This is a genomic window from Bacteroides mediterraneensis, assembly GCF_025993685.1.
Classification (GTDB): domain Bacteria; phylum Bacteroidota; class Bacteroidia; order Bacteroidales; family Bacteroidaceae; genus Phocaeicola; species Phocaeicola mediterraneensis_A.
The window spans coordinates 1973905-1987566 of record NZ_DAJPEN010000001.1; the positions used below are offsets into that span (position 1 = coordinate 1973905).

General features: G+C 46.7%; 10 protein-coding genes. All 10 read right to left on the reverse strand.

Annotation, left to right across the window (positions count from 1 at the left end):
• Window positions 1-52: 52 nt before the first annotated feature.
• Complete coding sequence (gene nqrF / locus OIM59_RS08400; RefSeq protein WP_299171641.1) at window positions 53-1321, reverse strand: NADH:ubiquinone reductase (Na(+)-transporting) subunit F; 1269 nt, start codon at window positions 1319-1321, stop codon at window positions 53-55.
• Between the two features lie 18 nt (window positions 1322-1339).
• Window positions 1340-1963 (reverse strand): NADH:ubiquinone reductase (Na(+)-transporting) subunit E, encoded by a 624-nt coding sequence (gene nqrE, locus OIM59_RS08405; protein ID WP_022354363.1) that lies wholly within the window; start codon window positions 1961-1963, stop codon window positions 1340-1342.
• Window positions 1964-1999: 36 nt separating this feature from the next.
• The gene (locus OIM59_RS08410) at window positions 2000-2638 is read right to left on the reverse strand and encodes an NADH:ubiquinone reductase (Na(+)-transporting) subunit D (RefSeq protein ID WP_022354364.1); all 639 of its coding nucleotides are present in this window, start codon (window positions 2636-2638) and stop codon (window positions 2000-2002) included.
• A 14-nt stretch (window positions 2639-2652) separates the two neighbouring features.
• Window positions 2653-3333, reverse strand: coding sequence for a Na(+)-translocating NADH-quinone reductase subunit C (locus OIM59_RS08415; RefSeq protein ID WP_303896144.1), 681 nt, complete (start codon window positions 3331-3333; stop codon window positions 2653-2655).
• A gap of 14 nt (window positions 3334-3347) precedes the next feature.
• The gene (locus OIM59_RS08420; protein ID WP_299171647.1) at window positions 3348-4523 is read right to left on the reverse strand and encodes an NADH:ubiquinone reductase (Na(+)-transporting) subunit B; all 1176 of its coding nucleotides are present in this window, start codon (window positions 4521-4523) and stop codon (window positions 3348-3350) included.
• Window positions 4524-4548: 25 nt separating this feature from the next.
• A complete protein-coding gene (locus tag OIM59_RS08425; RefSeq protein WP_299171650.1) occupies window positions 4549-5901 on the reverse strand; it encodes a Na(+)-translocating NADH-quinone reductase subunit A in 1353 nt (450 codons plus the stop codon).
• Window positions 5902-6074: 173 nt separating this feature from the next.
• Window positions 6075-7706, reverse strand: a complete 1632-nt coding sequence (locus OIM59_RS08430) for a RagB/SusD family nutrient uptake outer membrane protein (protein ID WP_303896148.1) — start codon at window positions 7704-7706, stop codon at window positions 6075-6077.
• Between the two features lie 10 nt (window positions 7707-7716).
• Window positions 7717-10464: a SusC/RagA family TonB-linked outer membrane protein gene (locus tag OIM59_RS08435; protein WP_299171655.1), complete on the reverse strand. Its 2748-nt coding sequence runs from the start codon at window positions 10462-10464 to the stop codon at window positions 7717-7719.
• A gap of 141 nt (window positions 10465-10605) precedes the next feature.
• Entirely contained in the window at window positions 10606-12000 is a 1395-nt protein-coding gene (locus OIM59_RS08440; RefSeq protein WP_299171658.1) for a C1 family peptidase, read from the reverse strand.
• A 28-nt stretch (window positions 12001-12028) separates the two neighbouring features.
• Window positions 12029-13474 carry a Na+/H+ antiporter NhaC family protein gene (locus tag OIM59_RS08445; protein WP_299171661.1) on the reverse strand — a complete coding sequence of 482 codons (1446 nt, stop codon included), beginning with the start codon at window positions 13472-13474 and terminating at the stop codon, window positions 12029-12031.
• Between the last annotated feature and the right edge of the window lie 188 nt (window positions 13475-13662).

Here is a 13662-nt window from a genome sequence, read left to right on the forward strand (position 1 = left end):
CCCCTGCACCAAGCAGAGGCTTTCTTTATTTCAAGACTTATAATTTTCTTGATTATCCGCCGAAGTTATCATACATGATAGAAGAGCTTTCAACGCCCAGGCTATCCAGCATGTTAACCACAGCTTTCGACATCGGACCAGGACCACACATGTAGTATTCGATGTCTTCCGGAGCTTCGTGGTCTTTCAGGTAAGTGTTGTACATTACCTGATGAACGAATCCCGGAGTGTACTTCACGCCCGCTGCATCGGCTGCCGGATCCGGACGGTCGAGTGCCAAGTGGAAGTGGAAGTTCGAGAAGTCTTTTTCCAACTGCAGGAAGTCTTGCAGATAGAACACTTCGTTCAGCGCACGGGCACCATAGAAGTAGTGCAGTTCGCGGTCTCTTGTGTTCAACGTACGAGTCATGTGCATAATCTGTGCACGCAACGGAGCCATACCGGCACCACCACCGACCCAGATCATTTCCTTCTTAGAGTCGAAAATCGGATGGAAGTCTCCGTAAGGACCACTCATCAGCACCTTGTCGCCCGGTTTCAGGGTAAAGATGTAAGAAGAAGCGATACCCGGCATCACATCCATGAAACCACTACGGTCGGGTTTGAACGGCGGAGTAGCGATACGTACCGTCAGCATGAATACGTCGCCTTCAGCCGGATAGTTGGCCATAGAGTAAGCACGGATGGTTTCTTCCTCGTTTTTACACTTCAGGTTGAACAAACCGAACTTTTCCCATGCAGGCAGATATTCCTTACCGATAAGGTCTTTATCGATATCCTTGTTGTAGTCCATTTCATATTTAGGAATCTTGATCTGTGCGTAAGAACCCGGGATGAAGTCCATGTGGGCACCCTTAGGCAACTGCACCTTGAATTCCTTGATGAAAGTAGCCACGTTCTTGTTGGAGATAACGGTACATTCGTATTCCTTTACACCCATTACAGATTCAGGCACCTTGATAGACAAGTCACCTTTCACCTTCACCTGGCAGCCCAGACGCCAGTGGTCTTTCTGCTGCTTGCGGCTGAAGTGACTCACTTCAGAAGGCAGGATTTCGCCGCCTCCTTCTACCACCTGACATTTACACTGTCCGCAAGAACCCTTACCACCACAAGCCGACGGCAAGAATACGCCGTTAACGGCCAGTGTGTTCAGCAACGTAGAGCCGGATTCCACTTCCATTTCCTTGTCGCCGTTGATAGTCAGTTTCACGTTGCCGGAAGCCACAAGGAAATTCTTTGCTACCAGCAGGATGACTACCAGCACCAGAATAGTCACCAGGAATACTCCAATGCTCGCTAAAATAAAATTCATATCCATTGTCTTATTCCTTTCCTATTAGATGTTCAAACCAGAGAAACACATAAATGCCATTGCCATCAGACCTACAGTGATGAAAGTGATACCCAGTCCTCTCAGCGGAGCAGGTACGTCAGAGTAAGCCATTTTCTCACGGATGGCAGCCAGACCTACGATCGCCAGCATCCAGCCGAGACCTGAACCCAGGGCGTATGAGATAGAATCCCAGATGTCGCCGATGTATTTCGGGTCAGACGGGCTCAGCGTGATACGCTGCTGCATGAACAGAGAAGCACCCATGATGGCACAGTTTACAGCAATCAGCGGCAGGAAGATACCCAGTGACGCATACAGTGAAGGACTGAAGCGTTCTACCACCATTTCCACCAGCTGAACGATAGCCGCGATTACGGCAATGAAGAGGATGAAGCTCAAGAAGCTCAGGTCAATTCCCAGAATGCCGTCGGCAGCCAGCACCTTCGTCTGCAACAGGTAGTTGACCGGCAAGGTAACCACCAGCACGAAAGTTACGGCAATACCCAGACCGAGGGCAGTCTTCACGTTCTTCGAAACAGCCAAGTATGAACACATACCCAGGAAGAACGCAAATATCATATTGTCCACAAAGATTGAGCGGACCAATAAACTAAAAAAATGTTCCATAATTCTGGATTTTTAATTTCCGTTTTTGGTTAATAATTATTCTTTGTCTTGCAGTTCTTTGTGTTTAGCACGCTGGTACCAAATCAGGCACGCTACGATAATCAAAGCCATCGGCGGCATCAACATCAAACCGTTGTTCACATAACCGGCACTCTTGATGGCGTCGTAGTTCAGAATATTGAATCCCAGCAGGGTACCTGAACCCAGCAGCTCACGGAAGAATGCAACGATTACCAGAATCTTGGCATAACCCAGACCGTTACCGATACCGTCCAAGCAAGATTCCCACGGGCCGTTTGACATGGCGAATGCTTCCAGACGTCCCATCAGGATACAGTTGGTAATAATCAAACCTACGTAAACAGACAGCTGTACGCTCACGTCGTAGGCAAAAGCCTTCAACAGTTCACTTACGATAGTTACCAAGGCAGCCACTACCACCAGCTGTACGATGATACGGATACGGTTAGGAACAGTCTTACGCAACAAGGAGATTACCACATTAGAGAAAGCAGTAATGATGGTTACAGAAAGACCCATTACGATGGCCGGTTCCAGTTTGGAAGTTACGGCCAAAGCAGAACAGATACCCAACACCTGTACGGTCACCGGGTTGTTCATGCTGATCGGAGCAGAAAATACTTCTTTGTTTTTAGCTGAAAATAAACTTCCCATTATCGTTCTCCTCCTTATTCTTTAGATGTTAAAAATTTAGTGTAATGTGCCATACATCCTTTCAGCATCGTGTCCACACCTACTGAAGTGATTGTACCACCAGAGATACCGTCGACCTGGAATTCCGGATTTTCTACCTTTCCGTTCTTTACGACTCCCAGACCTACGTTGTCGCCGTCCATCACATGTTTGTCCTTGAATTCACTCTGGAAATGTTCTCCTGCGATTTCAGCTCCCAGACCCGGAGTTTCAGATGCATGAGAGAAGTAAGTGCCGTATACGGTGTTCTTGTCTTCGTTCAGGGCTACATATCCCCAGATAGCACCCCAAAGACCTGCACCATATACAGGAATCACATATTTAGTCTGTCCGTCCACTTCGCACACGAAGATGTGGGCACGACCGTTTTCCTTGAAATCCTTTTCGTATGAAGTCACGAAAGCGCCTTCGTACGGAGTCAGTGTGCCGTCTTCAGCAACCACCATATCCGATTTCACGACTTTGGCAAATTCAGCTTCTGCATCCTGCACCCCTTTGATGCCCAGAGAAGAAAGAATCTGCTTCTTAGTATCCAGCTCTACGTTCTTTCCCTGCAAGTCGCGCAAAGAAGAGTTGACGAAAGCCAGCAAGAATGCTACGATAACAACCATTACCGAAGCATAAATGATAGTATAAGAGTTACTATTGGTATTCATTGTATTTTCGGTTTTTATTTGTTAGACATAGCACGTTTTGCACGGCGGGAAATATTGCCCTGAACCACTACATAGTCGATCAGCGGAGCAAAGATGTTCATCAGCAGGATAGCCAGCATCATACCTTCTGGATAACCCGGATTCAGCACACGGATAATGATAGCCATGGCACCAATCAGGAAACCATACAGGAACTTACCGTTTTCCGTACGTGAAGAAGTCACAGGGTCGGTAGCCATAAATACGGCACCGAAGCAGAAGCCACCCAGACACAGATGTTCGTACCAAGGCATCTTCGCCATGGCTGTGTCCGGACCGATGGTATTGAAAATCCAGCCCATGATGGCACCACCTACAAATACAGACAACATCGTTTTCCAGCTTGCTACGCCAGACCACAACAGGATAACCGCACCGATAGCGATGGCGATGACACTGGTCTCACCGATAGAACCCGGAATCAAACCTGTTACCATATCCCAAGAAAAAGCAGGATATGCCATGGCGTCTGTAGCCGTAGAAGCCTGTCCCAGTGCAGTAGCAGCTGTCAAGCCATCTACTGTATGGCCCAGTCCGAAAATGCTGTCGCTGGAAACCCAAACCGTATCACCAGACATCTTGGTTGGATAAGCAAAGAACAAGAAAGCACGGGTAATCAACGCAGGGTTGAAAATGTTCATACCTGTACCACCGAACACTTCCTTGGCAAAAATTACAGAGAAGGCAGTTGCTACAGCCAGCATCCACAACGGACAGTCAACCGGCACAATCATCGGAATCAACATACCAGAAACCAAGAAACCTTCCTGAATTTCTTCCTTCTTCCACTGAGCTACCACAAATTCGATTCCCAGACCGACTACGTATGAAACAATGATTTTCGGCAATACGGCCAGGAAACCATAACCGAACATTTCAATAAAGCTACCTTCCACATTGGTTGCATGGAAATGCTGGTAACCCACATTATACATACCGAACAACAGGGCCGGTATCAGGGCAATCACCACAAACGACATGATACGTTTGCTATCAATCGCATCGTGGATGTGCGTACCTGTCTTCGAAGTTGTGTTCGGAACAAACAGGAATGTTTCAAACCCGTCGAACACAGAACGAAAAGCATGAAATTTGCCTCCCTCTTCAAAGTTAGGCTTTATCTTATCGAGATAATTTCTTAACGCGTTCATTTATTAATAATAGTTTTAGTTAGCATTAACACATTTCACGGCGGAGCATGTCGAGTCCGTCACGTACGATACGCTGCAATTCCATTTTTGAAGAGCAGACAAATTCACACAAGGCAAAATCTTCTGGAGCCACCTCATAGATACCAAGTGCTTCCATACGGTCGATGTCGCCCGCAATGATAGCCTTAATCAGGTATTCCGGCAGAATATCCATCGGAAGAACATGATCGTATTCGTTCGACATAATCATGTGGCGTTCACCACCCTTCACACGTGCATCCAATACATATTCTTTCTTTTTGCCCATCATCCAGCTGAAATAAGAATGGCTGGTACTGAAGTCGTTCAGACGCGGCATAATCCAACCCAGCATTTCGTGTACGTCGCTTCCTTCCGGAATCACTGTCACCTGGCTATGGAAAGCTCCCAGATAACCGTTGGCAGTAATCTGCTTGCCGGTCAACACGTTACCGCTGATATAGCGCAAAGCCTTACCTGTAGTTACATTGTTTGCAAATACACCGGTCAGCAGTGCACCTACTTTCAGTTTCACATAAGCAGGTTTCAACACTTCGGAACCGGTTACAGCTACCGTACGGGTTAAATCCACACGACCTGTATTAAACAGACGGCCAATAAAAATCACAGCCTGTGGATCAATGGTCCAAACGGTTTCACCTTTATTCACCGGAGCGATATGGTTGATTTGCACCCCCACATTACCAGCAGGATGAGGCCCGTCAAACACATTGATTTCTACATTCTTCGCCTGTGTCAAAGCCGGTGATTTCTGTTTTACGCTGATACTCAAGTAAGTCTTGGCAATCTTAGCCAAGGCATCCAATCCAGTCTGGAAATTTGCCTCTTCCCCTGCGAGGGCGAATTCAAACTCAGGCGCCAGCGGATTCGTATCGAAAGCAGAAACAAAGATGGCACGAGGTGCGACCGTCGGGTCTGCAATCACATCGTACGGACGCTGACGGATAAATGCGAATAAACCGGCATTCAGCAGCGCTTCCTTTACAGCAGCCCCATCGAGTGCACCTACGCTCTTCTTGCCAAATTCTTCGAAATCCTGTTCCGTAGCAGCCTGTACGGTAATGCTCATCACCTTACGTCTTGCTCCACGCTCTACGCTTGTTACTACGCCACTTACCGGCGAAACAAATTTCACTTCTGGATGATTCTTGTCTACAAACAAGGGTCCTCCGGCCATGACATATTCCTGCTCTTTCACGACTACTTTCGGAGTTACGCCTGTAAAATCATCGGGACACAGTGAATAGAATCCCGGCTCTTTCACAGCCACCACCTCTGCAGCAGCCTTGCCTTTCAGGTTTATGTCTAAGCCTTTACGCAATTTAATTAAATTTGCCATGTTAGGTTATAAAAAATGGTTTTCTATTTTGCGTGCAAAATTAAATAAAAAAGAGGTGAAAAAAGAATATTTGCCCATCGAATTAGAGAAATATTTCTTTATATCGAAAGGCAAATATTAAATAGATATGACAAAATGACGATTCTGCCATATAGAGAAAGCAAAAATTTGCTCTAATAACCTTTATGCTGATGTAGCTGAGAATTCATGTCAATGACTCTTTCCGGAATAGGGAATACCGTAGTATACCCGTTTTCCTCTCCAGGAAGTTGAGGGCGACAGCTGTACGAACGGGTAAAAACGCCAAAACGAATCATATCCTGACGTCTCCATCCTTCCCAGGCCAGCTCCATCATACGTTCCTTCAACAAATTTTCAAGTGTGGCAGGTCTTTCCTCCATCCTTGCCCTGCTACGTACCCGGTTCAATTCCATGTCCCCGTTTTCCCCATTGCGCACTTTGGCCTCACTCTGCATGAGCAACACATCTGCATAACGGAAAAGAACGATATCATTATCCAGCAGTTTCCCATCTTTAAGAGCCGTAGGATCCACTTGATATTTCTTCATCCGTGCTCCAGCGGTCTTTTCCCAAGGCTTTCCTGAAACATCCAGGGCCACTTTCCAAGGCTCATACACCAAAGGAGTCACTCCATCATCCAGCACAATCTGACGCCCTTCCAAGTCTTTTACCGGCCCTGCAAAATAACAATCATCAAAACGAGCATCCATTTGTGGCGTGTCATAACCGAAAGTTTCCAGGACCTCTTTCGTGGCTGATGCACCATTTTCACCCCCCAATCCATAAGCCTTGGCATGGTTATAGTGCCGGGAACGGAACAAATAAACAAACTGGTTCGTATACAAAGTCTTGCTCATAGGAATCACGAATATATTCTCTGTAGAGGATTCATTGAATACTGCAAAGTTCGCCGCATAGTCTGCTTCCAATTCATATCCGGCCATCGTAATTTTATCGCAATAATCACACACAGTTTGCCAAACATTCCGCTGCCTTCCGTCCACCTCGAAGACAAGTGATTTCCCGTCCGGTCTATGGCCATCAGTCCAGTCATCGTCAGCATATACTTCCGCATTCAAAGCCAGTTTCGCCAACAGAAACCAAACTACAGGACGAGTGATTCTCCCATAATAAACGCCCGGCTGATTGCTTCGTTCCTCGCTCAAAAAAGGCTCCGATTCCATAAGCTCTTTCACTATGAATCCAAACACTTTAGACCGTTTTTCCTGAACTATATCTTCAAGTGCAGGAGTACTCTTTTCAATCAGAGGAATCTCCCCGAAAAGGTCCATGATATAATAATAAAACAAGGCTCTTAACGCCCTCACCTCCGCCACAAAGGGAGTTACATTTTCCTCCGGATGTAACGTTGCAAAAGCCTGAATTTTTTCCAGCGAACTGTTACACAATATCACCGTACGATAAAGATACTCCCAAGTAGCATAAATAGCCTCGTTGTTTACTCCCCAACGATGCAAGTATAACCCTTGCCAGAATCCTCCGTCATACCAGTCTCCTCCGCGAGTAGGCATCATTGCCTCATCCGTGGTAAAAGTATTCAGGTCGTACACCCCTCGCCCAGTACCTTGCAGCCCCTGACTGTCGGCATAACCTCCCACATAATTATACAGGGAAAGCACCCCGTTACGCTGTACGTCTGATAAGGTGGAATAAGCCGCCTCCTCATCCATCCGGTCCTTGGGTTCCTCTTCCAGATACGCACTGCAGGAAGCTCCTATAAGTAGAGAGATGGGTATAAAAATTAATTTATATATTCCTTTCATAATAAATCGATTAAAAGTTAAGACTTAGACTAACAATATAAGTTCTGGAAAGTGGATATGTACGCTTGTCATCCACTCCGAAAGTACCGTCTACCAGCGTGGAATTGATAAGCGGAGTCAGCCCTGAATACCCGGAAATGGTACCCAGATTATTAACCGTGAGAGCCAACCTTGCGCCATGCAAGAAACGCTGCTTACGAAGCGGGATATTCCACCCTACAGTCAGATAATCAAAATTCACATAGTCCCCGCTTTCCAGCCAGTAATCTGTGGCCGTCAGGTCCCGTATGTCCCGTGCCGGAGCCTCCGCCAACACATTGTAATCCGGCAGACTGTTCATGTTCATATACGTCAGAGCCGTTCCGTTATAAATCTTGTGCCCGAATGCCCCGTTAATCTGAAGTGACACATCGAAACGCTTGTAACGGAAGCTGATATTCGAACCCAGTAAAGTCTTGGGAGTAGCCTGCCCAGCCACATACCGGTCTTCTCCATCCTCCAAGTTCACTCCTCCTCCATTCAGGTCGGCTATCTGGTAAACATACCCCCCGTTCCCATCCGAAACGAGTCCCTCGCAATGTGGCAAATAGAACACTCCCAACGGTTGTCCCACAATCTGGTACACGATATTGTTATACCCACCGTGCAGACCGGCACCATTCAAGCTTGCCAATGCTGTATATTGTGCCGCACTGACATATTCTCCTTCATACATACCGCTCAGCGACAGGAGCTTGTTGCGCTGGAATGTCACATTCGCATTAATATTCAATTCCATATCCTTGGTACGCAACGGAGTCAGACCAATGGAAAGCTCCATACCGCTGTTCCGCATGGAACCCAAATTGGCGAGCAGTTTGTTGTAAGCGAAAGGTGGCACACTCACATCATACTGATATAGCATATCCCTTGTTTTAGAGAGGTAATAGTTCACCGAAAGCAAAAGACGATTCCCATAAAAGCCCATATCCACTCCCGCATTGAAAGTGGATTTGACCTCCCATTTCAGATTCGGATTGACATTCTTCAAACTCTCATACGTTACCAATGGCGAATTACCTACCGGAGCTACTCCATTCGGACGTACCAGCGCCATGGTTGTGTATGAATCAATTCCTCCCTGATTACCGGCAAGTCCATACCCTACTCTTAGCTTCAGATTATCAATCCACCGGATATGTTTCATGAACTCTTCCTGCGTCACATTCCAAGCCGCAGAAACTGACGGAAAAATGCCCCATTTATGTTTCCGTCCAAACTTGGAAGAGGCATCCGTACGCAAGTTTACCGTCCACACATAACGGTCATCATAGGTATAATTCACACGCCCCAGAAAAGACACCAGGTGCGGTTCCTCATAATAGGAACCAGTTCCCTCCCATGGACGCAACGCCCCTCCCTGCAAGCTATGATAGCCCAGCTCATTCGACGAGAAATTGGTCGTCGTAGTATAAAAACCTTGGAAGCGGTCTTTTTCCGCCTCTCCCAGCGCCAGCACATCCAGGAAATGAGCCCCAAACCGCTTCTGATAGGTTAGCATCAAATTTCCCAATAAAGATTCCGCCTTCCGAGTGCCGCGATATGCCTGTCCGTTTCCCCACACCGTAGTAGGCAGAAACTGTGCATTTTCGGTTGTGCTATAAGTATAAGAACCGAACAACACCAGTTTCAGATCTTTCCACAAATGGAAAGTCAGACGGGCATGCGAGCTGAAATATGAGGTCTCTTCCCGGTTGTCCACGTCCATCCATGCCAGAGGATTTGTAATCTGGCTGGCAGTAGTAATCTGGTCCCATCCTCCGGTAAGCGGATCAGGAAAATCCGGAAAGGTCGGATTAAATGCGGCTGCCGAATAAAATGTTTTCTGCAAATCGAACAACGTCCGGTCCCGCTTCATCGAGCCGAATAATCCCAATTCACAGTCAATCAGCCCGTCAAGCATCTTCTGCGACATATTCATATTGGCCGTAAACAGTTTCATTCCCTCATTCTGAATCACCCCTTCACGGTTTTGGAAACCTAAGGACACCCTATAGTTGGAAGCCTCTCCGCCTCCGTAAAACGCAATATTATGATTCTGTTGTAAACCCGTCCGTTCGATAGCCTTCTGAAAATCCGTATCATATCCTTTATCGAGAATACTCCACCCACGCTCTGCCGCCAAACGGCGATATTCTGCCCCCGACAACATATCCAATCTACGATAAGCATGTGAGATGCCAAAACTGCCATTGTAATTGACACGGGTCTTTCCAGCCCGACCCTTTTTGGTCACAATATTGATTACACCGGATGCCCCACGGGAACCATACTGAGCCGTTTCTGAGGCATCCTTCAGAATAGTGAAAGACTCTATATCAGCAGGATACACCGATGCCAGCATAGTCAAATCACCCAATACCCCATCCACAATAATCAGCGGATCGTTTCCGCTGGTCAACGAAGTCGTACCTCGCAAACGTACGGATTCCAAGGCCGCCATTCCATTGTTGCTCTTCAGGATAGTAAGTCCCGACACACGCCCCTGAATAGCCTCCAGCGGATTAGTAATCAGTTCTCTGTTCATCTGCTTTTCCGTAATCTGTTCCACGGACCCAGAAATATTCTTTAAACTTCCACGAGCATATCCGATGGTATAAACAGAATCAGGAGGTAACTCGTTCTCATTCTGGTTTTGTGCGTAAAGAGGTACTCCGCCCAGACACCCCCAAAACAGGAGACCACAAAATACGCGAGAAACCGGTCGTATCTCATCCATAGCAAAATCATTTAAGGTTAAAAACAAAAAGGCGTGAAGATATTTCAATATCTCCCCGCCTTGTCCACAACATTCTTTTCACAAAGAAAAGATTTTTTCCGCGATAAAACAAGTCCTTCGACTGGTTATTTCAGCATTTGGTCATTTTTCCTCTGCAAACATCGGATCCCAAGCTGGAAGCTGTATAGGCTTCTGCTTGAAAATATCCAGTACCTTTTTCGGCACATATTTGGTTTCCAGCACCAAACGGAACATGTATTCATTGAACCACTCATCGGTCATAATCAGATGCCCCTGATAACCGGCAGAAGCTCCCCAGCTGTTTTCCACCATCCATTTTTTCGGCTTTCCATTTTCATCCAAGTCAACAGCCATCAGTGTCATAGCATGAGCCGACATACTGGCAAAAGTCTGAATACGCTGTTTCTTGTCCATACCGAAAGTCGTCCCCATCAACGAGCCGAAATCATAATTATTCACATCCAGCAGTCCACGCTTGCTGTCCAACTGGGTCACATCGCTGGAAAAATACATCCGGGTACTGTCTTTCAGGGAAGCGATGGCCATCTCCTTGATTTCCTCCACCGGCAGATTCACATACGTCCAGTTCTTACCATCGTAACAATGACGGTCGTACGCTATTTCATAACACTTATAATACTCACGCGACGGATCATTCATCACCATCACGTAATTAGTCAGCAAGTTCTTGTCGCCATATTTTTCCAGAAAAGTCATCGGTGTATGATGTTCCGTTGCCACCACATTGCCTTTGCTGTCCTTACGTACATAATCGAACGAAGTCGGCGGTACACCCAGTGTCAGCACCAGCATCCGGTAGACCGTACCCAACATCTCTTCTTTCCGTTGTTCAATGATTGCCGTTTTTTCTCCCTTTGCCGACAAATCTCTCAGTTCCAATCCGAACTCCTTCAATTTCAATCCAATCAAAGACGACATGTAACTGGTGTGCTCACTGCTGTATGTTTCCGGCATAGCTTCCTTAGGTACCAATCCATATTTCGATACAATATCGGCTACCCCCGTAAAGGTCCCCCCATCGCTCAACGGATGTTTGAACAGCCATTCCACCGTCTGGTTACTCATCGGTTTTCCAGCCGTTTCAATTACCCCTTGCAGAAACAGATTCGATTTCTCCAGCTGGTCCCAAAAGAAACAATACACCTGTGAGAATTCCAATCCAGGCAAATCATATTTGGCAATAGCCTTGGCACGCATCACATTCAGTCCCGTAAACAGCCAGCAACGGCCCGATGACTGCTGGTCGGTAATTCCCTTTGATTCCACCTTGATGGAAAAATCCGTATTCACCGCTTGCTGGTTTGCCTGGTTTAATGCCAATTCCTTGATGCTGGTACCTCCCATGGCATTGCGCAAAGCCTTGTCGGCAACCGTATTCTGATAACTACTCTGAATTTTCTTCAGCATGTCGGGAGAAATCCCCCCTTCTTGCGCCTGCAATGCCAGCCCGAAAGCCAGCAGACAGGCAGCCAATGTTACGTGTTTCTGGTTCATTCTTTTATGGTTTTAATGAAAATGATTCTTAGTCTTTTTTCGCCGGACGCACAATCTTGTAGCCGATGCACGCCACAAAAATACTCATCAGCGGGCTCAGATAGTTGAAGAAGCAATATGGCAGATACACCAGTGTAGGCACACTCAATATCGTAGCCTGCGTCATGCCACACGTGTTCCAGGGAATCAGCGGACTAGTTACTGTCACGGCATCCTCCGTCGTACGGCTCAACAAACGCGACTCATACCCGTTCTTCTTATAAATATCCTTGAACATGTTCCCGGTGAGAATAATCGAAATATACTGGTCGGCAGTAGCCAGGTTCAGAAACAGGCCGGATGCCACCGTAGCCGCCACCGTTCCGGCCAGCTTATGCGTCAGATGCACAAACATGCGCGTGATACTGCCCAACATACCGCAAGCCGTCATCGCCCCTCCCAAACACATGGCACAGATAATCAGCCATACCGTATCCATCATACCTCCCATCCCACGGGTAGCAATCAGTTCGGTCAGTTCCGGACTAGAAGCCGGCACCGATGTACTGCTCGACAAGGTCATCAGTACTCCTTTATACAAAGCCTCGGCACCGCTTACCCCTTCGCCAGCCACTTCTTTCAAGACATCCGTCTGGAACACCAGCATACATATCACTGCCAGTGCAGTCGAAACGAACAAGGTTATGATAGACGAGACCTTCCGGGCAATCAATATTCCCGTCACAACCGGGACCAGGAGCACCCACAAAGTAATGTGAAAACGTTCAGCCAGTCCGGAAGTAAACACCGACATCTGTGAACTGTCTGTCACCTCATGTGAAAATCCGGCCACCGTAAAAATAACCAGTGCAATCATAATCGAAGGTACCGTAGTGTACATCATGTAGCGGATGTGTGTAAACAAGGGAGTATCTGTCACCGAAGAAGCCAGAATAGTCGTATCCGAAAGCGGAGATACTTTATCCCCGAAATAGGCACCCGACACGATGGCCCCAGCAATCCAACCCTCGTCAAACCCCTGTGCCTTCCCTATTCCCATCAATGCAATGCCAATAGTAGCGATGGTAGTCCACGAACTACCCGTCATAACCGACACCACGGCACAAATCGCACAACAAGAAACCAGAAAGAACTTCGGATGAATAATCTGCACACCATAATATATCAGTGTGGGCACTACTCCTCCCAACATCCAGGCCGCAGACAAAGAACCGATAATCAACAAAATAATCAAAGCTGAACTTACCCCGGCAATGTTGTTCACAATGGCATGTTCAATGTCTTTCCAACTCACTCCATACCGCCCCATTCCCAAAGCAGCACATAAAGCTGTGGCCAATAGCAAACAAATCTGGCTTCCCCCGCCCAATGCGTCAGATCCCAGTAGACGAATCGTAAAGAAAAGTAATACTACCAGAGCCAGCACCGGCAACAATGAAACCAGTGGAGAAGGAATTTTCAGTTTCTGTGTCATTTTTGTCAATCTAAATCAAATTTATTCTTATTCTGTAAAAACGGCACAAATTTCCGAATATTTTTCCAAATATCCGCATAAATTCCACTTTTATTTATACTATCCAGGGATAAAATGCATAAAAATAGAAAATCAATCCTAAAATCACAAGAAAGAGGCCAGAGTCGCTAAAACTTAAAAACTGCTAA